Below are 18,134 nucleotides of genomic sequence, written 5' to 3' on the forward strand. Positions count from 1 at the left end.
CCTGTAGATTGAGTCTGACTGGAGTTCTTCATGCTGCGTGGCTTTCTGATGCTGGCCGCTTTTTTCGGCTTCACCGGTGTCGGCCTTGGGGCGTTTGCGGCCCATGGCCTGAAAAACCGTCTGAGCGCCGAGTACCTGGCGATTTTTCATACCGGCGTCACCTATCAACTGGTGCACACTCTGGCGTTGCTGGGTGTCGCGTTGCTGGCCACGCAAATCCCCGGGCGCCTTGTGACGTGGGCTGGTGCATCGTTTGCCATCGGCATCCTGCTGTTTTCCGGCAGCCTGTATGTGCTGACGCTGACCGGAGTCAGCAAGCTTGGCATCATCACGCCATTTGGCGGGCTGGCGTTTCTGGTGGGCTGGTTTTGCCTGGGCCTCGCCGCCTGGCGGTTGAGCTGACCTCTGTAGGAGCGAGGCTTGCCCGCGATGGACGTGAACGATAACGCGTGCTTGCTGATTACGCGCGTTGTTCTGGCATCCATCGCGAGCAGGCTCGCTCCTGCAAGGTGTGTGACTGACGAATGGCTTGGGTCGGCCTGACTGATCGGGCTAGAATGCCAGCCCCTAAAAATGATGGCGGCATCCGGCATGCGCATTCAGTTGAACGGCGAATCCTTTGAACTGCCCGACGGTGAAACCGTTGCGGCCCTGCTGACCCGTCTGGACTTGACCGGACGCCGGGTGGCAGTCGAACTCAATCTGGATATCGTCCCGCGCAGTCAGCATGCAGATACCACCCTGAACGACGGCGACAACGTCGAAGTCGTGCACGCCATCGGCGGCGGCTAGTCGCCTCGGCCGAAAGGCCGCAGCATTCAGCAAGTACCTCACTCCTACAGAGGATTTCCCATGAGCATCGTTCGTAGCGACAAGCCTTTCGTCCTGGCCGGTCGTACTTACCAGTCGCGTTTGCTGGTCGGTACCGGCAAGTACCGTGACATGGAAGAAACCCGCCAGGCCATCGAAGCCTCGGGTGCCGAGATCGTCACCTTCGCCGTGCGTCGCACTAACCTCGGGCAGATCGAGGGCGAACCGAACCTGCTTGAAGTGCTGTCGCCGGATCGCTACACCTTCCTGCCGAACACCGCCGGTTGCTACGACGCGATCGAGGCCGTGCGCACTTGCCGCCTGGCCCGTGAGCTGCTCGATGGTCACAACCTGGTAAAGCTGGAAGTGCTGGCCGACCAGAAAACCCTGTTTCCCAACGTGATCGAAACCCTCAAGGCCGCAGAAACACTGGTCAAGGAAGGTTTCGACGTGATGGTCTACACCAGTGATGACCCGATTATCGCCCGTCAATTGGCGGAAATCGGCTGCATCGCCGTCATGCCGCTGGCTGGTCTGATCGGTTCGGGGCTGGGGATCTGCAACCCGTACAACCTGCAGATCATCCTCGAGGAAGCGAAAATTCCGGTGTTGGTGGATGCCGGTGTCGGTACCGCTTCCGACGCCGCCATCGCCATGGAACTGGGCTGTGACGCGGTGCTGATGAATTCGGCGATCGCCCACGCGGGGCAGCCGGTCATGATGGCCGAAGCCATGAAACACGCGATCGTCGCGGGCCGCCTGGCCTACCTCGCCGGCCGCATGCCGAAAAAACTCTATGCCAGCGCCTCTTCGCCGCTGGATGGTCTGATCAAGTAAGAGCCATTGATGACTGAATCGAACGACACGCCTATCCAGACGGAAGAAGGCGACGAGCGCCAACACCGCCGCATCAAGAGTTTCGTGATGCGCGCCGGGCGCATGACCGAAGGCCAGCAGCGCGGCCTGGACCAGGGCGCAGCGAAATTCGTGTTGCCGCTGGCCGACGCACCGGTGGACTTCGACCAGGTGTTCGGACGCTCGGCACCACGCTCGCTGGAAATCGGTTTTGGCATGGGCCATTCATTGCTGGAGATGGCAGCAGCCTCGCCGGAACAGGATTTCATTGGCGTCGAGGTTCACCGTCCGGGTGTCGGCGCGCTGCTCAATGGCGTGTTGACCCAGGGTTTGACCAACCTGCGGGTCTACGATTGCGACGCCATCGAAGTGCTCAACCGCTGCATCGCTGACAACAGCCTTGATCGTCTGATGCTGTTTTTCCCGGACCCGTGGCACAAGAGCCGTCACCACAAGCGTCGCATCGTTCAGGCTTCGTTCGCTGAGCTGGTACGCAGCAAGCTGAAGGTGGGCGGCATTCTGCACATGGCCACCGACTGGGAACCGTATGCCGAGTACATGCTGGAAGTGATGAGCGTCGCGCCGGGTTATCGCAATCTCGCCGAAGACGGCAAGTGCGTACCCCGTCCGGCCGAACGCCCGATCACCAAGTTCGAACGCCGTGGCGAACGTCTTGGGCATGGCGTGTGGGATCTGAAGTTCGAAAAGCAGTCCTAAATCGCGCCATAGCTGATCGTTCCCACGCTCCGCGTGGGAATGCCTCAACGGACGCTCCGCATTCGGCTTTAAAAGGGGCGCAGAGCGTCCCGGGCTGCGTTCCCACGCAGAGCGTGGGAACGATCAATGGCCAGGGAATCAGCGGCGGTCCGCGACTACGCCGATGAGTACCAGCACCACCAACAACACCGGCGCCAGGCTGTAGTTGTTGAACTGGCTCAAGCCCCGAACGATCCATGGCGTGGCGTAGATCAACGCTGCGCCGCTACCCACCATGCACAACAGGGCCATCAGCGGCACGCGCAGGGCGCCGGCGATGCTGCCCAGGCGTTGCTCGACCCAGCCTTTGAAATCCGCACCGAACAGCACCAGCAGGCAACCCACCAGGGCCAGGGCGATTTCCGAGAGGTTGCTGCGGCTCCAGCGAGACACGGTGGCAAGCAGGTCGAGTACCAAATCCATTCGATTTCCTTATGTCAGAAATTTCTGCAGCAAGTCGTTGAGGAAGAGTTGTCCGCGCTCGGTGGCTACCAGACGTGACGGTTCGACCTGCAACAGGCCGCTTTGTTCGGCTTCCCGGCGGCCTTCGGCAAGGCTTTCCAGGGGCATGCCGGTACGTTCTGGATAGAGCCGCGATTCGACGCCTTCCGTCAGGCGCAGCGCGTTCATCAGGAATTCGAACGGCATTTCATCGTTGCCCAGCGCTTTCTCGCCGGCCTGGAAGCTTTTCGCCGGATTCAAATAGTCCTTCGGCAAGCGAGTCTTCCATGTGCGGATGATGCGGCCGTCCGGATGGCTGAGCTTGCCATGGGCACCGGCACCGATGCCGATGAAATCGCCGAAACTCCAGTAATTGAGGTTATGCCGCGCCGGTCGACCGGGCAGGGCATAGGCCGAGACTTCGTATTGCGCGTAACCGTGCTCGGCGAGTAGCGCCTGGCCTGCCTCCTGGATGTCCCACAACGTATCGTCTTCCGGCAGCGTCGGCGGCTGGTTCCAGAATACGGTGTTGGGTTCCAGGGTCAGTTGGTACCACGACAGGTGCGTGGGTTTCAGGGCAATGGCCGTGCGCAGGTCCGCCAGGGCGTCTTCCAGGGACTGATCCGGCAAGCCGTGCATCAAGTCCAGGTTGAAGTTATCGAACCCGGCCTGACGTGCCATGCCAGCGGCGCGTACCGCTTCGTCACCATTGTGAATGCGGCCCAGTGCCTGGAGTTTTTCCTGCTGGAAGCTCTGGATGCCGATCGACAGGCGATTGATCCCCAGTTTCCGGTAGGCCACGAACTTGTCCTGTTCGAACGTGCCGGGGTTGGCTTCCAGGGTGATTTCGATATCGTCGGCAAACGCGATGCGCTGTTCCACGCCTTTGAGCAAACGCCCCAGGGCTTGGGCACTGAACAGGCTCGGCGTGCCGCCACCGAAGAAGATCGAGCTCAGCTCACGCCCGTGAACGGCATGCAGGTCCTGATCGAGATCGGCAAGTAGCGCGTCGACGTACTCTTCCTCCGGCAGCACAGGACTGGCAGTGTGGGAGTTGAAGTCACAATAAGGGCATTTGCGTACACACCACGGAATGTGGATGTACAGCGCCAGGGGCGGCAGCACTGACAGTGCCGCCCGAGGCGTTTGCGCATCGCCGCCGAAGATCAGTGGCGATGCTGTGGATTCACCGGTCATTTCAAGCCCAGGCGCTGGCGCAGCAGATCCATTGCACGGGCGCGGTGGCTGATCCGGTTCTTGTCGGCGGGGCTCAACTCGGCGCTGGAGCAATCGCGTTCCGGCACCCAGAACAGCGGGTCATAGCCAAAACCGTGTTCGCCGCTGGCCTGGTTCAGGATGCGCCCGTGCCACAGGCCTTCACAGAGGATCGGCAGCGGATCGTCGGCGTGACGCACCAGCGCCAGCACGCAGACAAACTGTGCACCGCGTTCGGCTTCAGGCACGTCCTTCAAGGCGTCGAGCAGCTTGGCGTTGTTCGCCGCATCGCCTTTGCCGTCGGCATACCGCGCCGAGTAGATGCCCGGTGCACCGCCGAGGAAGTCCACCGCCAGCCCGGAATCGTCGGCCAGCGCCGGCAGGCCGGAAATGCGCGCGGCATTGCGGGCCTTGAGGATGGCGTTCTCGACGAACGACAGGCCGGTTTCTTCAGGCTCGATGCTGCTGAACTCGCCGATCGAGCGCAGTTGCACCGAGTCGCCGAGCATGGCCTGGAGTTCCTTGAGTTTGCCGGCGTTATGGCTGGCCAATACGAGTTGCGTGAAGTTGATCATTGGCCGGGGAATAGCTCTTGGTTGAAATTGATGGTGTGGATTTTGTCACCGGTCTGCACCTTGATGTCGAAGGTGCGGTTTTCCTGTTGCTCCACCGGGAATTGGGCGATGTAGTAGATCGCGCCCTGTTCAGTGATCTGGCGGAAGTTCAGGTTCACGCTCTGGCTGGTGAGGTCCTTGACCGTGCCGCTGACCTGAGCCATTTGTGGCTTGCCGTCCTTGAGCACGGAAATATTGATGACGCCCTGGTTCTTGCTGCGGGTAAGCTCTGCGGCTTTGGCGATGTCGGGCGTCAAATACGTGGAGTTGAAGGTGTTGTAGTGCACCGTCACGTCGCCAAACTTTTCCTGGCGGTCACCCTTGATGGTGTCAGCAGCCATGGCGGTGACGCTCAGGCAGGCAGTAAGTAAAAACAGCGCTAAACGACCCATGATCGTTCTCCTCGAATGTGGTGGATCAGACCGCGACCTTGTGGTCTGCAAGCCCCGGGCTGCTGACGCGGTAAATACCGATCTCACCTAACAGATTAGGCCATAGCTTACTGGCCCACCCGTGCCGATGCTGTTGATCCACGGCAAGCCGATCAATGACCTTGGCTTCACGTTCGCGACACAAGGCTTCAAAGTCGGCGAAGGTGCAGAAGTGGATGTTCGGCGTGTTGTACCAGGTATAAGGCAGGAACTCGGAAACCGGCATACGGCCCTTGCTCGCCAGGTACCAGCGGCAGCGCCAATGGCCGAAATTCGGGAACGTGATGATGCACTGGCGACCGACCCGCAGCATTTCGTCGAGGATCCTGTCCGGATAGTGCACCGCTTGCAGCGCCTGGGTCATGACCACGACGTCGAAGCTGTTGCTGGCGAAGTTGCCCAGGCCCTTGTCCAGGTCCTGCTCGATGACGTTGATGCCTTTGGCCACGCATGCGGCGATGTTGTCCGCATCGTTTTCCAGGCCGTAGCCGGTGACTTGCTTGTTGTCGCGCAGCCAGGTCAGCAGTTCACCGTCGCCGCAACCAAGGTCGAGCACGCGGCTACCGGCGGGGATCCATTCCTGGATGATTTCCAGATCAGCTCTCATGGCTATCTCACAACGTAATGCGGTTCATGTAGTTGCCGAACGCCTGCAAGTAACGCGGGATCGGGATCAGGAAGGCGTCATGACCTTGCGGCGCATCGATTTCCAGATAACAGACGTCCTTGCGTGCAGCCATCAGTGCGTCCACCAGTTCCCGCGAGCGGGCAGGCGAGAAGCGCCAGTCGGTGGTGAACGACATCACGCAGAATTTTGCCGTGGCGTTTTCGAAGGTTTTTGCCAGGTTATCGTCGAAGTTGGCTGCCGGATCAAAGTAATCCAGGGCCTTGGTCATCAACAGATAGGTGTTGGCATCGAAGCGCCCGGAGAACTCTTCGCCCTGATAACGCAGATAGCTTTCAACCTGGAACTCGACACTGTGGAAGTCGTAGTTGAGCTTTTCGCTTTTCAGGCCGCGGCCGAATTTCTCGCCCATGGAATCATCGGACAGATAGGTAATGTGCCCGACCATTCGCGCCAGCATCAGGCCGCGCTTGGGAATCACGCCGTGTTCCTGGAAGGAGCCGCCATGGAACTCCGGGTCTGTGAGAATCGCCTGGCGCGCCACTTCGTTGAAGGCGATGTTCTGCGCCGACAGTTTGGGGGCCGAGGCGATGGCCAGGCAGTGGCGCACGCGATCCGGATAAGTGATGGTCCACTGCAACGCTTGCATGCCACCCAGGCTGCCACCGATGACAGCGGCCCATTGGCCGATGCCCAGCAGATCCGCCAGGCGCGCCTGGCTGTGCACCCAGTCTTCCACGGTGAGCACCGGGAAGTCGGCGCCGAACGGCTTGCCGGTTTCCGGGTTGACGCTGCTCGGGCCGGTAGAACCGTTGCAACCGCCGAGGTTGTTCAGGCTGACCACGAAGAACTTGCTGGTGTCGATCGGCTTGCCGGGGCCGATGCAGCTGTCCCACCAACCGGGTTTGCGGTCGTCGACGCTGTGATAGCCGGCAGCGTGGTGGTGACCGGACAAGGCGTGGCAGATCAGCACGGCGTTGCTCGCTGAAGCATTCAGCGTGCCGTAGGTTTCGTAAATCAGGTCATAGGCTGGAAGCGAACGGCCGCAGGCCAACGCCAGGGGTTCGCTGAAGTGCGCCATTTGCGGCGTCACCAGACCAACAGAATCGGGGGGAAAGGCAGCTGGCATCGACCCTGCTCTCGTTGAAATGAGGCGTAAGTCTAAAGACCGCTGCCCCTAGCAGCAAGCAACTACCCGCGATGATCGTTCCCACGCAGAGCGTGGGAACGATCATGAAGGCCGGGCCTGTTTTTCCTGTTACATCGGGGCGCTGCCTTCGCGGGCAAGCCTCGCTCCTACAGAAGTCATATACGTCCTGTAGGAGCGAGGCTTGCCCGCGATGAACGATGACGCGGCCCAGCTGCGAACGAGTCAGATCAGGCCAAACAATTCCTTCGGCATCAGCGCGTAGTAAGCCAGGCGCGGGATCAGCCAGCTTTGCAGCAACTGCAGCGCGATGAAGGCGAAGATCGGCGAAATATCGAGGCCGCCCAGGTTCGGGATGATCCGGCGGAACGGCGCAAGTACCGGCTCGGTGATCTGCTGCACCAGTTCCGCCCCCGGGTTATGACTGCCCGGAGCGACCCAGGACAGGATCACACTGATGATCATCGCCCAGAACAGGATCTTCAAGAACAGCGCGAAGATACCGATCAGCGCCCAAGGCGCCAGGAGCAGGGCGTCGACCGAGTAGCCACTGAGCAGCAGGATGACCGCGAACAGCGCCATTTGCACCAGCAGGGCCAGGACCAGCGACGACATGTCCAGACCGAACATGCTCGGGATCACCCGGCGCAGTGGCTTGAGCAGCGGTTGAGTGGCTTTCACGGCGAACTGGCAGAGCGGGTTGTAGAAGTTCGCCCGCACCAGTTGCAGGACGAAGCGCAGCAGCACGATCAGCAGATACAGGCTGCCCAGGGTTTGAATCACAAAAATGGCAGCGTCATTGAGTCCGAGCATTATTGATTCCTTATTGAGAGCTGATTAGCGGCCAAGTTGCTCAGCCATCTCGGCGGAGCGGTGCGCGGCGGCGCCCAGTGCTTTTTCGACCAGGGCTTCGAAACCGTTGGCCTGGAACGACTTGATAGCGGCTTCCGTGGTGCCCGCAGGCGAGGTCACGCGGCGACGTAATTCCGCGGCGTCGACGTCACTGGATACCGCCATGTGTGCAGCGCCCAGGGCGGTTTGCAAGGTCAATTGCGCGGCGATGTCCGCTGGCAGGCCGAGTTTCACGCCTGCGGCGGTCATGGCCTCGATCAACAGGAAAAAGTACGCCGGGCCGGAGCCAGAAACGGCGGTGACCGCATCCAGTTGCTGCTCTTGGTCCAGCCACAGGGCAATGCCGACTGCGGACAACAGCTCCTGGGCTTGCTGACGCTGCTCGGCTGTCACTTCGGCGGTGGCGAACAAGCCGCTGACACCCTGGCGCAACAGGGCCGGCGTGTTGGGCATGCAACGCACGATGGGCTGGGCACCGAGCCAGTTGTTCATGCTGGCGCAAGTGATGCCGGCGGCAATCGACACCACCAGCTGGTTGGACTTGAGGCTCGGGCGGATGGCCTCGCAAACGGCTTTCATCGCCTGGGGTTTGACCGCCAGTACGACCACATCGGCGCCATCGATGGCCTGGGCGTTGTCGGCGAATACTTCGATGCCATGCTCGGCGCTCACGCGGGCGCGGGTTTCTTCACCCGGATCGCTGGCGCGGATCTGCGCCGCATCCAGACCTTTGGCCCGCAGGCCACCGATCAGGCTGGCGGCCATGTTGCCGGCACCGATAAAGGCAATACGCGTCTTGCTCATGTCAGGTCCTTATTCAGAAGTGTCTCAGCCATGTTACGGCTGACTGTAGTCGCGAGCGCCGAACAGTGCCGTACCGATACGGACCCAGGTGGCGCCCTGGGCAATGGCCGATTCAAGATCGTGGCTCATGCCCATGGAAAGTGTGTCGAGCGGCAGGTCGAGGCTGGCTTGCAGGCTTTGCACGGCCGCGAAGGCGGCATCCTGGGCGGCGCGATCGTCGGTCGGCTCAGGGATAGCCATCAGCCCGCGCAACTTCAGGCGCGGCAGGGCACTGATGGCATTAGCCAGGGCCGGCAGATCGTCGGGGGTGCAGCCGGATTTACTGGCCTCGCCACTGACGTTGACCTGGATGCAGATGTTCAGTGGCGGCAAATCGGCAGGGCGTTGTTCGGACAAGCGTTGTGCGATTTTCAAGCGATCCACGGAGTGTACCCAATCGAAATGCTCGGCAATGGCACGAGTCTTGTTCGATTGAATGGGGCCGATGAAGTGCCAGATCAAGGGCAGATCGGCCAGTTCGAGCTGCTTGCCCAAGGCCTCCTGCAGATAGTTCTCGCCAAAGTCGCGCAGGCCGGCGGCATAGGCTTCGCGCAGGGCTTGTGCGGGTTTGGTTTTGCTCACGGCCAGCAGCTGGACGCTGTTTTCGCCGCGATTGGCGGCGAGTGTTGCGGCATGTATGCGCGAACTAACCTGAAGAATGTTGTCTGCTATCGTGGACATCAAGAGGCGCCAGCGGTCTGAAGGTTCGCGGCATTCTACTGGAATTGAGAGACGCTATGGATATCACTGAACTGCTCGCCTTCAGCGCCAAACAGGGCGCATCCGACCTGCACCTGTCTGCGGGCCTGCCGCCGATGATTCGGGTCGATGGCGATGTACGACGGATCAATCTGCCGGCACTGGACCACAAGCAAGTGCAGGCGTTGATCTACGACATCATGAACGATACCCAGCGGGTGGATTTCGAAAAGCACCTGGAAACCGACTTTTCCTTTGAAGTGCCCGGCGTCGCCCGCTTTCGGGTCAACGCGTTCAACCACAGTCGCGGTGCGGGCGCTGTGTTTCGCACGATTCCGTCCCGGGTCCTGAGCATGGACGAGCTGGGCATGGGCGACGTGTTTCGCAAAATGACCGACGCACCTCGCGGCCTGGTGCTGGTGACCGGCCCGACCGGCTCCGGCAAGTCCACCACGCTGGCGGCGATGATCGATTACCTGAACAACCATCGCCACCACCACATCCTTACCATCGAAGACCCGATCGAGTTTGTCCACGAATCGCGTAAATGCCTGATCAATCAGCGCGAAGTCCACCGCGATACCCGCAGTTTCGCCACGGCGCTGCGTTCGGCCCTGCGCGAGGACCCGGACGTGATCCTAGTGGGCGAGATGCGCGACCTGGAAACCATTCGCCTGGCGCTGACCGCTGCGGAAACGGGTCACCTGGTGTTCGGCACGCTGCATACCACGTCGGCGGCAAAAACCATCGACCGGATTGTCGATGTGTTTCCGGGCGACGAAAAATCCATGGTGCGCTCGATGCTCTCCGAATCATTGCTGGCGGTGGTGTCGCAGACACTGGTGAAGAAAATCGGCGGTGGGCGCATGGCGGCCCATGAGATCATGCTGGGGACGTCGGCGATCCGTAACCTGATCCGCGAAGACAAGGTGGCGCAGATGTACTCATCGATTCAGTCGGGCGGATCGCTGGGGATGCAGACGCTGGATATGGGCTTGAAGGATTTGGTGACCAAGGGGTTGGTCAGTCGTGAGCATGCACGGGAGAAGGCGCGGTCGCCGGATGGTTTTTGAGAATTGAAATGCAACCGTGGCGAGGGAGCTTGGATGATCGTTCCCACGCTCTGCGTGGGAACGCCTCAACGGACGCTCCGCGTTCGGCTCTTGGGACGCAGAGCGTCCCGGGCTGCATTCCCACGCAGAGCGTGGGAACGATCCTAATGCAACCGTGGCGAGGGAGCTTGCTCCCGCTGGGTTGCGAAGCAGCCCCAAAAAGCGGGAGCGCTGCGCTCTCCAGCGGGAGCAAGCTCCCTCGCCACAAGTGCTCGCCGTCCAATCAGCGTTGAACAACCCGCAACTGATTCTGTTCTTTCGGAAGAACCCGCTTGGCAACCACGTAGTGGCTTTCCCAGTACGGTTTCTTCAAGGTGTCGATGGTCACCGACTTGCCACGGCGCGGCGCGTGGATGAAGCGGTCGTTGCCCAGGTAGATGGCAACGTGATTGACTCGACGGCTCTTGATGTTGAAGAAAATCAGATCGCCCGGCTTGAGGTCCTTGCGATCGACTTTCTCGCCATGACCGCTCGCCATGGCGTTGGAAGTACGTGGCAGGTCAAACGTGGCGTCGTTGAACGCGTACTTCACCAGGCCGCTGCAGTCGAAGCCTTTGCTCGGGCTGCTGCCGCCCCAACGGTACGGCGTACCGAGGACGTTGACCGCACGGCTGAGCACGTTGCTGCTTTCCTTGGTTGCCATCGGTGGCACCAGGCTGCTTTTGCTGGTCAGCTCTGGAGCCGTTCTGAGCGCTTTCTTGCTTTTGCTCGAAGGAGCAGAAGCGTGGGATTTTGGGGTGTAACCATTAACGTTTGGAAGACGTTGCTCACGATTGGTGGCGTGGGCGGCCAGTGGCATCAAAAGGCAAATGGTTAGCCATGTCTTGAAAAATGAACGCATTAGGCAAGGCTCGAATAGGTGAACGCGCAACTTTATAACAGCTTTTTTTGCCCTTCCGAGGCCGTTGGTCGATTCAATTCGCGTCCAACGGAACTAAAAAAGCGGCAATTGGACGCAATTGTCCGACAGAAGTCCGGTGTTATAAGGCTTTGACGGGAGCGAAGGTACCATTTGCCGTATGTCGGGTGCCCGTAAAAAAGTCACAAAGAATTCAAGAATATTTATCTATCGTGTGAATCGAGGTCATCCATGAACACCTATCAACCGCCTGTTCCGCATCAAGACACCCACAGCAAAGTGATTGGTTATCTGCTGTGGATTTTCGGTTTCACCGGCGCCCACCGGTTTTATTACGGCAAGCCGGTGACCGGGACGATCTGGTTCTTCACCTTGGGTTTGCTGGGCATTGGCTGGTTGATCGACCTGTTCCTGATCCCGGCCATGGATCGTGAGGCAGACCTGCGTTTTACCGCTGGGCCAATCGAATACAACGTCGCGTGGATTCTGTTGACGTTTCTGGGGGTGTTCGGTGTGCACCGGATGTATCAGGGGAAGTGGATCAGCGGATTGCTGTACCTGCTGACCGGCGGGTTGTTTTTCCTGGGAGTGTTGTATGACTTCTGGACGCTGAATGATCAGGTGTCTGTTCGCAATGCGCAGAACAGAGGTGCCTTCCAGTAGTTGTGGCGAGGGAGCTTGCTCCCGCTGGGTCGCGAAGCGACCCCAAAGGTCTGCTGCGCAGCCCAGCGGGACGGTGCGGCGTTCCGACAAGCTCCCTCGCCACAGGTCTCAAGCCTGGTGACTGATTCGCCCGTCCACCAGGGTGTAACGCACAACACCCGGCAGGCTGTGCCCAATGAACGGGCAGTTTTCGCCTTTGGACAGCCATGTCTCACCGGCCACGGTCGAGGCCGCCGGGTCGAACAGCACGATGTCCGCCGGGCCACCTACCGCCAGTTTGCCCGCCGGCAGGCGCAGCGCCTCGGCAGGTCCGGTGCTCAATCGCGCCAACAACGTCGACAGGTCCAGCAAACCGTCTTCCACCAGCGTCATTGCCAATGGCAATAGCAGTTCAACACTGCTGATGCCCGGCTCGGTCGCGCCGAACGGCGCCAGTTTGGCGTCCCGTTCGTGGGGTTGGTGATGGCTGGAAATGGCTGAGATCACTCCGGATTTCACTGCCTCACGCAGACCATCGCGGTCGGCGCGGGTGCGTAGCGGAGGCTGGACGTGATACAGGCTGCTGAAATCGATCAGCGCTTCATCGGTCAGGATCAGTTGATACAGCGCGACATCGGCGGTGACCTTCAAACCCCGGGCCTGGGCCTGGGCGATCAGGGCCACGCCGCGAGCGCTGGTCAACTGGCTGAAGTGCGCGCGCACGCCGCTTTGTTCGACCAGCAACAGGTCGCGGGCCAGGGCCACGGTCTCAGCGGTTTCCGGAATGCCCGGCAGGCCGAGGAAACTGGCCGTCGGGCCTTCATGGGCCAGGCCGCCTTCGGCCAGGTCGTGATCCTGGGAGTTGAAAATCACTGTCAGGTCGAAGGTTGCTGCATATTCCAGCGCCCGGCACAGGGTGCGGGTGTTGCGGAAACTCTCCAGACCGTTGCCGAAGGCCACGCAACCGGCATCGCGCAAGGCGACCAGTTCGGCCAGCTGTTCGCCGTCCAGGCCTTTGCTCAGGGCGCCGATCGGGAAGACTTTGGTGTTGCCGGCTTCGCGGGCGCGGTCGAGGATCAGTTCGGCCACGGCCGAGGTGTCCAGCACCGGTTTGGTTTTCGGTGGGCAGCACAGGCTGGTGACACCCCCGGCCGCTGCGGCACGGGTTTCGCTGACAATCGAGCCCTTGCGGCTGTAACCCGGCTCGCGCAGGGCGACGTTCAGGTCAACCAGGCCCGGGGCGGCCACCAGGCCTTTGGCATCGATGGTGTCGACCGCGACAAAACCGGCCGGTGCGGCGCCAAGGGCAACGATCTTGCAGGCTTCAATGTGAATATCGGTAACTTGATCCAGGCCGCTGGCGGGATCGATGACGCGTGCGCCGAGAATGCTGAGCTTCACTGAACGTTCTCCTGCTCGAATTGGCGCTGCGCTGTTTGTCCGCTCATGGCCATGGACAGCACAGCCATACGAATCGCGATGCCGTAGGTCACCTGGTTGAGGATCACCGAGTGCGGGCCATCGGCCACCGCTGACTCGATTTCCACGCCACGGTTGATCGGCCCCGGGTGCATGACGATGGCATCGGGTTTGGCGCCGGCCAGGCGCGCTGTGGTCAGGCCGAACAGGCGGTAGAACTCGCCTTCGCTCGGCAGCAGGCCCCCGGTCATGCGCTCGCGCTGCAGGCGCAGCATGATCACCACGTCAACATCCTTCAGACCTTCGGTCATGTCGGTGTAAACCTTCACGCCGTATTGCTCGATACCGATCGGCAGCAGGGTTTTCGGTGCAATCACGCGGATGTCCGGGCAGCCGAGGGTTTTCAGCGCGAGCATGTTCGAGCGCGCGACCCGCGAGTGCAGGATGTCGCCGACGATGGCCACCGAAAGGTTTTCGAAGCCGCCCTTGTGCCGGCGGATGGTCAGCATGTCGAGCATACCCTGGGTCGGGTGCGCGTGACGGCCGTCGCCGCCGTTGATGATCGCCACTTGCGGGCAGACATGTTCGGCGATGAAGTGCGCGGCGCCGGAGTCACCGTGACGCACGACGAACATGTCGGCAGCCATGGCTTCGAGGTTTCGCAGGGTGTCGAGCAGGGTTTCGCCCTTGCTCGCCGACGATGTCGATACGTTGAGGGTGATCACGTCAGCCGACAACCGCTGGGCCGCCAGTTCGAAGGTGGTGCGGGTGCGGGTCGAATTCTCGAAGAACACGTTGCACACGGTCTTGCCGCGCAGTAGCGGGACTTTCTTTACAGCCCGGGCACCGACTTCGAGGAAGGAATCGGCAGTGTCGAGGATTTCCGTCAGCAGCTCGCGGCGCAAGCCGTCGAGCGAGAGGAAGTGGCGCAGCTGGCCCTGATCATTGAGCTGCAGCGGGCGCTTGGTGTCTAGAGGCGTCATCGCGAGGGGGACTCTCAATAGGGCGAATTAAAGGGCAAGGTCTTGCAGTTCGAGCGCAAGCTCCGGGCCGGACAGCTTGACGCGCTCGTGGGCGGCCAGCGACAGCGTCGCGCCGACCACGTTCGGGCGAATCGGCAACTCGCCGGCGTCCAGGTCCAGCAGGCACACCAGCGTCACGCTGGCCGGGCGACCGTAGTCGAACAGTTCGTTCATCGCGGCGCGGATGGTGCGCCCGCTCATCAGAACATCATCGATCAACACCAGGTGCTGGCCTTCGATTTCGAACGGCAGGGCTGAGGGGCGTACTTGCGGGTGCAGGCCGTTCTGGCTGAAATCGTCGCGGTAGAAGGAAACGTCCAGGGTGCCGAGTGGCTCCTCGCTGCCCAGCTCCTTGAGCAGGGCCTGGGCGACCCAGACACCGCCGGTACGAATGCCGATGTAACGCGGTTCGCTGATACCACGGTGTTCCAGGTGGGCCTTCAGGCGCGTGGCCATCTGGCTGATCAGTTCGGCAGGATTGGGCAGGCTCATGGTTGCTCCTTCTTGGACCCGAGCCGGTGCTGCTTGTACGGCAGGCTCGGGTTGTAGCTAAGAGAGGCGGGTTAGCGACTCGTCAGGATTCGAACAGTGCAGTGTTTTCGTCGAGCCAGCCTTGCAGCAGCAAGGCCGCGGCGATGGCGTCGACCGGGTTGTCGCGGTAACTGCCCTTTTGTCCGCCGCGATCACGTCGTTCACCTTTGGCTTCGAAGGTAGTCAGGCGCTCATCGTGGGTATAGAAGGGCAGGTTGAAGCGGCCGTTGAGGCGGCGGGCGAACTTCTCGGCTCGCAGGCACATCTCGCTCGGCGTGCCGTCCATGTTCAGCGGCAGGCCGACCACCACGGCGTCCGGCTTCCACTCTTTGATGAGCGCTTCAACCTGGTCCCAGTCGGGGATGCCGTTTTGTGCTTTCAAGGTGCACAGCTCGCGGGCCTGGCCGGTAATCACCTGGCCGACCGCGACGCCGATCTGTTTGGTGCCGTAGTCAAAACCGAGAATCAGCCGCAGGGCCATCAGGCGTGCCCCGCCTGGCTGGTCAGCAGGCTGAGGTTGACGCCCAAATGCTTGGCCGCTGCCTCCAGACGCAGTTCGCTGCTGGTGTTGAAGAGGATGTCGGCGTCGAACGGGCAGGTCAGCCAGGCGTTTTGTGCCAGTTCGGCCTCCAATTGCCCGGCTTCCCAGCCGGCATAACCGAGGGCGATCAGGCTTTTTGCCGGGCCGACGCCATCGGCAATGGCAAACAGCACATCCTGGGAGGTCGACAGGGACAGCTCGCCTTCCAGATCAACGGTCGCCTGAAAGGTTTTGCCCGAAGGATGCAGGACAAAGCCGCGATCGGTCTGCACCGGGCCGCCAATGAAGATCGGCACATGCTGGCAGAGGACCGGCGGTTCTATATCGGGACGCAATTGCTCGAGAATATCGGCCAGGTTCAGGTCTTGCGGACGGTTGACTACCAGCCCCATGGCACCATTGGCCGTGTGCTCGACGATGTAGGTCAAGGTGTGCGCAAAGTTCGGGTCGGCCATGTGCGGCATGGCGATCAGGAATTGATGCTTGAGGTAACTGGGGCTGACGTTTTTCATGAGCGCTAGTGTGGCGTTGGAGGGGCGAACTGACAAGCTGAGGATGCGTAGGAAATGCCGCAAATTCCCGCTGACGACTCACATTTCTGTGGGAGTGAGCTTGCTCGCGATGTTCGTCAACGATAACGCTGGGCCCATGACACCCCGTGGTGCTCTCAGGTTCATCGCGAGCAGACTCGCTCCTACAGGGGGGGGCGTACATCAATTGCTGGAGAGCCGATCGCCGCGCGCAAACTTCCAGGTGCGGATGATTTCCAGTCGGTCGACGTCCGAAAGATCCCCGGTAAACGGTGCAAACGGCGCCGCCAGCCGCACAATGCGCTGGGCTGCCTGGTCGAGCAGCGGCTGGCCGGAAGATTCGAGCACCAGTACCTCATACAGCGAACCATCGCGGTTGATCGACACCATCAGACGCAAATTGCCATAAATCTGCTTGCGCCGGGCTTCGTCGGGATAGTTGAGGTTGCCGATGCGCTCGACCTTCTTGCGCCATTCATCTTTGTACCAGGCGCCCTTGTCGCGCATGGTCGAAGCGGCACTCAGGCGGTGGATGCGCGGGCGTTTGGCGTAAAGCTGTTGCTCGTTGGCCAGTTCGGCTTCCAGGCTGGCGATATCGCTGGACAGCTGTTCGGTGTCGAATGTTGGCGCGGCCACCGCAGGTTTGGTGACGGGCTTGGGTTCTTCGGTTTTGCTGGCGGCTTTCTTCGGCTTCGGCGCGACCGTGGTCACGGCAGCCTTGGGCGGTGCTTCCTGCTGTTCAGGCTTGGCCGCTGGCGGTGGCGTGACTTTCTGCACCTTGTTGTCCTGGAACGGTGCGATTTCAGTGGTCTTCGGGACCGCTTTTTTATCCAGGGTGCCGCTGCCCTGCTGATTCTCCTGAGCAAGAAAATCGGCCTTTTCAGGTTTCTTTTCGCTTTTGAAGGTAGCGAGGGTGATTTCCAGGGTTTTGCTGATCTGCTTGGGTTCGACCACGGCGAACCCGACGCCGAGCAGCAAGGCCAGGTGAATCAATGCCGCCAGGAACAGGGTAAAACCGAGGCGATCGGCCGGGCGCACGCCACGGTGGGCGAGTTCAGCTGGCAGATCGGACGGGAGGGTCATGACAAGGAAACCAACATCGCGTTTTCACAGGCCGCGCATGATAACGCAATGTTGGTTTGGCTAATCAACGTGCCTTGAGCTTCTGATCGATGGCATCCATCAGCATGCCGCCAATGTCGGTCCCGAAGGCATTGTCGATCTCGCGAATGCAGGTCGGGCTGGTGACGTTGATTTCCGTCAGATGCTCACCGATCACGTCGAGGCCGACGAACAGCAGGCCTTTTTCGCGCAGGGTCGGGCCGACTTGCGCAGCAATCCAGCGATCCTTCTCGGTCAGCGGACGCGCTTCGCCGCGGCCACCGGCAGCGAGGTTGCCACGGGTTTCGCCAGCGGCGGGAATGCGCGCCAGGCAGTAATCCACCGGCTCGCCGTCGATCATCAGGATGCGCTTGTCGCCATCGACGATGGCCGGCAGGTAACCCTGGATCATGATCTGTTGCTGGCCGTGCAGGGTCAGGGTCTCGAGGATCACCGACAGGTTCGGGTGGCCCGCAGTGTGGCGGAAGATCGAGGAGCCGCCCATGCCATCCAGCGGTTTGAGGATCACGTCACCGTGATGATCGGCGAACTCGCGCAGCACGTCCGGGCGACGGCTGACGATGGTCGGCGGCGTGCACTGCGGGAACAGCGTGGCGAACAGTTTCTCGTTGCAGTCGCGCAGGCTCTGCGGCTTGTTGACCACCAGCACGCCGGCGCTTTCGGCCTGCTCCAGCAGATACGTGGAGTAAACAAACTCCATGTCGAATGGCGGATCCTTGCGCATCAGGATCACATCCAGGTCGCTGAGCAGCGCATCGCTTTCAGCGCCCAGCTCGAACCATTTTTCCGGGTTGGCGAACACTTGCAACGGACGCATCCGCGCCCGTGCCTGGCCTTCGGCCTGGTACAGGTCACGCTGTTCCATATAGAACAGTTCCCAGCCACGCTTCTGCGCGGCCAGCAGCATGGCCAGCGAGCTGTCCTTTTTATAGGAGATGCTGGCAATTGGGTCCATGACAATCCCGACGCGAACGCTCATGGGTTTTTCCTCGAAATTTGGGGGCCGGTGCCGATCCCCTGTAGGAGCGAGCCTGCTCGCGATAAACCTGAGAGCGCCTCGGGGTGTCG

Annotated in this window: 23 protein-coding genes; 6 read left to right on the plus strand and 17 right to left on the minus strand. The window is 61.0% G+C overall.

Annotation, left to right across the window (positions count from 1 at the left end; genetic code table 11):
• The first annotated feature begins 30 nt into the window (after positions 1–30).
• From D8U69_RS15505 to trmB, 4 genes are all read left to right on the plus strand, one after another.
• Positions 31–402, plus strand: a complete 372-nt coding sequence (locus tag D8U69_RS15505) for a DUF423 domain-containing protein (RefSeq protein ID WP_056853989.1) — start codon at positions 31–33, stop codon at positions 400–402.
• 189 nt (positions 403–591) lie between these two features.
• Positions 592–792: a sulfur carrier protein ThiS gene (gene thiS, locus D8U69_RS15510; protein ID WP_007953386.1), complete on the plus strand. Its 201-nt coding sequence runs from the start codon at positions 592–594 to the stop codon at positions 790–792.
• Positions 793–852: 60 nt separating this feature from the next.
• Positions 853–1,647: a thiazole synthase gene (locus D8U69_RS15515; protein ID WP_056853988.1), complete on the plus strand. Its 795-nt coding sequence runs from the start codon at positions 853–855 to the stop codon at positions 1,645–1,647.
• Positions 1,648–1,656: 9 nt separating this feature from the next.
• Entirely contained in the window at positions 1,657–2,382 is a 726-nt protein-coding gene (trmB, locus tag D8U69_RS15520; protein WP_130906049.1) for a tRNA (guanosine(46)-N7)-methyltransferase TrmB, read from the plus strand.
• A 138-nt stretch (positions 2,383–2,520) separates the two neighbouring features.
• On the opposite strand, the gene D8U69_RS15525 is transcribed toward trmB, so the two are convergent.
• From D8U69_RS15525 to D8U69_RS15565, 9 genes are all read right to left on the minus strand, one after another.
• Positions 2,521–2,844: a DUF3392 domain-containing protein gene (locus D8U69_RS15525; protein WP_056853986.1), complete on the minus strand. Its 324-nt coding sequence runs from the start codon at positions 2,842–2,844 to the stop codon at positions 2,521–2,523.
• Between the two features lie 9 nt (positions 2,845–2,853).
• Positions 2,854–4,059: a radical SAM family heme chaperone HemW gene (gene hemW, locus D8U69_RS15530; RefSeq protein WP_130907666.1), complete on the minus strand. Its 1,206-nt coding sequence runs from the start codon at positions 4,057–4,059 to the stop codon at positions 2,854–2,856.
• Positions 4,056–4,652, minus strand: coding sequence for an RdgB/HAM1 family non-canonical purine NTP pyrophosphatase (gene rdgB, locus D8U69_RS15535; RefSeq protein WP_130907667.1), 597 nt, complete (start codon positions 4,650–4,652; stop codon positions 4,056–4,058). The genes hemW and rdgB overlap by 4 nt, the downstream gene beginning before the upstream one ends.
• Complete coding sequence (locus tag D8U69_RS15540) at positions 4,649–5,083, minus strand: DUF4426 domain-containing protein (RefSeq protein WP_056853983.1); 435 nt, start codon at positions 5,081–5,083, stop codon at positions 4,649–4,651. Before D8U69_RS15540 ends, rdgB begins: the two co-directional genes overlap by 4 nt.
• A 25-nt stretch (positions 5,084–5,108) precedes the next feature.
• The gene (gene metW, locus D8U69_RS15545) at positions 5,109–5,729 is read right to left on the minus strand and encodes a methionine biosynthesis protein MetW (protein WP_056853982.1); all 621 of its coding nucleotides are present in this window, start codon (positions 5,727–5,729) and stop codon (positions 5,109–5,111) included.
• A 7-nt stretch (positions 5,730–5,736) separates the two neighbouring features.
• The gene (locus tag D8U69_RS15550; RefSeq protein WP_056853981.1) at positions 5,737–6,876 is read right to left on the minus strand and encodes a homoserine O-acetyltransferase; all 1,140 of its coding nucleotides are present in this window, start codon (positions 6,874–6,876) and stop codon (positions 5,737–5,739) included.
• A gap of 243 nt (positions 6,877–7,119) precedes the next feature.
• Positions 7,120–7,707 (minus strand): YggT family protein, encoded by a 588-nt coding sequence (locus D8U69_RS15555; RefSeq protein WP_130907668.1) that lies wholly within the window; start codon positions 7,705–7,707, stop codon positions 7,120–7,122.
• A 24-nt stretch (positions 7,708–7,731) separates the two neighbouring features.
• Positions 7,732–8,550 (minus strand): pyrroline-5-carboxylate reductase, encoded by an 819-nt coding sequence (proC, locus tag D8U69_RS15560; RefSeq protein ID WP_056853979.1) that lies wholly within the window; start codon positions 8,548–8,550, stop codon positions 7,732–7,734.
• 33 nt (positions 8,551–8,583) lie between these two features.
• Complete coding sequence (locus D8U69_RS15565) at positions 8,584–9,270, minus strand: YggS family pyridoxal phosphate-dependent enzyme (RefSeq protein ID WP_130907669.1); 687 nt, start codon at positions 9,268–9,270, stop codon at positions 8,584–8,586.
• A gap of 56 nt (positions 9,271–9,326) precedes the next feature.
• On the opposite strand from D8U69_RS15565, the gene D8U69_RS15570 reads away from it, so the two are divergent.
• Positions 9,327–10,361: a type IV pilus twitching motility protein PilT gene (locus tag D8U69_RS15570; protein ID WP_056853977.1), complete on the plus strand. Its 1,035-nt coding sequence runs from the start codon at positions 9,327–9,329 to the stop codon at positions 10,359–10,361.
• Between the two features lie 262 nt (positions 10,362–10,623).
• Here the strand turns inward: D8U69_RS15570 and D8U69_RS15575 are convergent, their stop codons facing one another.
• Positions 10,624–11,241 (minus strand): C40 family peptidase, encoded by a 618-nt coding sequence (locus D8U69_RS15575; protein ID WP_056853976.1) that lies wholly within the window; start codon positions 11,239–11,241, stop codon positions 10,624–10,626.
• A gap of 249 nt (positions 11,242–11,490) precedes the next feature.
• On the opposite strand from D8U69_RS15575, the gene D8U69_RS15580 reads away from it, so the two are divergent.
• Positions 11,491–11,922 (plus strand): TM2 domain-containing protein, encoded by a 432-nt coding sequence (locus D8U69_RS15580; RefSeq protein ID WP_056853975.1) that lies wholly within the window; start codon positions 11,491–11,493, stop codon positions 11,920–11,922.
• Between the two features lie 108 nt (positions 11,923–12,030).
• Here D8U69_RS15580 and D8U69_RS15585 read toward each other — a convergent pair whose 3' ends face one another.
• From D8U69_RS15585 to gshB, 7 genes are all read right to left on the minus strand, one after another.
• On the minus strand, positions 12,031–13,302 hold the full coding sequence (locus tag D8U69_RS15585; protein WP_130907670.1) for a dihydroorotase: 1,272 nt from the start codon (positions 13,300–13,302) through the stop codon (positions 12,031–12,033).
• On the minus strand, positions 13,299–14,303 hold the full coding sequence (locus D8U69_RS15590; RefSeq protein ID WP_020797380.1) for an aspartate carbamoyltransferase catalytic subunit: 1,005 nt from the start codon (positions 14,301–14,303) through the stop codon (positions 13,299–13,301). The genes D8U69_RS15585 and D8U69_RS15590 overlap by 4 nt, the downstream gene beginning before the upstream one ends.
• A 27-nt stretch (positions 14,304–14,330) precedes the next feature.
• On the minus strand, positions 14,331–14,834 hold the full coding sequence (gene pyrR, locus D8U69_RS15595) for a bifunctional pyr operon transcriptional regulator/uracil phosphoribosyltransferase PyrR (RefSeq protein ID WP_056853973.1): 504 nt from the start codon (positions 14,832–14,834) through the stop codon (positions 14,331–14,333).
• A gap of 82 nt (positions 14,835–14,916) precedes the next feature.
• Positions 14,917–15,354, minus strand: coding sequence for a Holliday junction resolvase RuvX (gene ruvX / locus D8U69_RS15600; protein WP_056853972.1), 438 nt, complete (start codon positions 15,352–15,354; stop codon positions 14,917–14,919).
• Entirely contained in the window at positions 15,354–15,926 is a 573-nt protein-coding gene (locus tag D8U69_RS15605; RefSeq protein WP_056853971.1) for a YqgE/AlgH family protein, read from the minus strand. Before D8U69_RS15605 ends, ruvX begins: the two co-directional genes overlap by 1 nt.
• 201 nt (positions 15,927–16,127) lie before the next feature.
• Complete coding sequence (locus D8U69_RS15610; RefSeq protein WP_130906039.1) at positions 16,128–17,027, minus strand: energy transducer TonB; 900 nt, start codon at positions 17,025–17,027, stop codon at positions 16,128–16,130.
• Between the two features lie 64 nt (positions 17,028–17,091).
• Positions 17,092–18,045: a glutathione synthase gene (gene gshB / locus D8U69_RS15615; RefSeq protein ID WP_056853969.1), complete on the minus strand. Its 954-nt coding sequence runs from the start codon at positions 18,043–18,045 to the stop codon at positions 17,092–17,094.
• Positions 18,046–18,134: the final 89 nt, after the last annotated feature.

It is taken from the genome of Pseudomonas sp. Sample_16 (assembly GCF_004307665.1).
In the GTDB taxonomy this organism is placed as follows: Bacteria; Pseudomonadota; Gammaproteobacteria; order Pseudomonadales; family Pseudomonadaceae; genus Aquipseudomonas.

Excerpts from the sequence above, each read along its gene's own strand:
- D8U69_RS15505 (WP_056853989.1), top strand. The coding sequence starts at position 31 with ATGCTGCGTGGCTTTCTGATGCTGGCCGCTTTTTTCGGCTTCACCGGT.
- thiS (WP_007953386.1), top strand. The coding sequence starts at position 592 with ATGCGCATTCAGTTGAACGGCGAATCCTTTGAACTGCCCGACGGTGAA.
- D8U69_RS15515 (WP_056853988.1), top strand. The coding sequence starts at position 853 with ATGAGCATCGTTCGTAGCGACAAGCCTTTCGTCCTGGCCGGTCGTACT.
- trmB (WP_130906049.1), top strand. The coding sequence starts at position 1,657 with ATGACTGAATCGAACGACACGCCTATCCAGACGGAAGAAGGCGACGAG.
- D8U69_RS15525 (WP_056853986.1), bottom strand. The coding sequence starts at position 2,844 with ATGGATTTGGTACTCGACCTGCTTGCCACCGTGTCTCGCTGGAGCCGC.
- hemW (WP_130907666.1), bottom strand. The coding sequence starts at position 4,059 with ATGACCGGTGAATCCACAGCATCGCCACTGATCTTCGGCGGCGATGCG.
- rdgB (WP_130907667.1), bottom strand. The coding sequence starts at position 4,652 with ATGATCAACTTCACGCAACTCGTATTGGCCAGCCATAACGCCGGCAAA.
- D8U69_RS15540 (WP_056853983.1), bottom strand. The coding sequence starts at position 5,083 with ATGGGTCGTTTAGCGCTGTTTTTACTTACTGCCTGCCTGAGCGTCACC.
- metW (WP_056853982.1), bottom strand. The coding sequence starts at position 5,729 with ATGAGAGCTGATCTGGAAATCATCCAGGAATGGATCCCCGCCGGTAGC.
- D8U69_RS15550 (WP_056853981.1), bottom strand. The coding sequence starts at position 6,876 with ATGCCAGCTGCCTTTCCCCCCGATTCTGTTGGTCTGGTGACGCCGCAA.
- D8U69_RS15555 (WP_130907668.1), bottom strand. The coding sequence starts at position 7,707 with ATGCTCGGACTCAATGACGCTGCCATTTTTGTGATTCAAACCCTGGGC.
- proC (WP_056853979.1), bottom strand. The coding sequence starts at position 8,550 with ATGAGCAAGACGCGTATTGCCTTTATCGGTGCCGGCAACATGGCCGCC.
- D8U69_RS15565 (WP_130907669.1), bottom strand. The coding sequence starts at position 9,270 with ATGTCCACGATAGCAGACAACATTCTTCAGGTTAGTTCGCGCATACAT.
- D8U69_RS15570 (WP_056853977.1), top strand. The coding sequence starts at position 9,327 with ATGGATATCACTGAACTGCTCGCCTTCAGCGCCAAACAGGGCGCATCC.
- D8U69_RS15575 (WP_056853976.1), bottom strand. The coding sequence starts at position 11,241 with ATGCGTTCATTTTTCAAGACATGGCTAACCATTTGCCTTTTGATGCCA.
- D8U69_RS15580 (WP_056853975.1), top strand. The coding sequence starts at position 11,491 with ATGAACACCTATCAACCGCCTGTTCCGCATCAAGACACCCACAGCAAA.
- D8U69_RS15590 (WP_020797380.1), bottom strand. The coding sequence starts at position 14,303 with ATGACGCCTCTAGACACCAAGCGCCCGCTGCAGCTCAATGATCAGGGC.
- pyrR (WP_056853973.1), bottom strand. The coding sequence starts at position 14,834 with ATGAGCCTGCCCAATCCTGCCGAACTGATCAGCCAGATGGCCACGCGC.
- ruvX (WP_056853972.1), bottom strand. The coding sequence starts at position 15,354 with ATGGCCCTGCGGCTGATTCTCGGTTTTGACTACGGCACCAAACAGATC.
- D8U69_RS15605 (WP_056853971.1), bottom strand. The coding sequence starts at position 15,926 with ATGAAAAACGTCAGCCCCAGTTACCTCAAGCATCAATTCCTGATCGCC.
- D8U69_RS15610 (WP_130906039.1), bottom strand. The coding sequence starts at position 17,027 with ATGACCCTCCCGTCCGATCTGCCAGCTGAACTCGCCCACCGTGGCGTG.
- gshB (WP_056853969.1), bottom strand. The coding sequence starts at position 18,045 with ATGAGCGTTCGCGTCGGGATTGTCATGGACCCAATTGCCAGCATCTCC.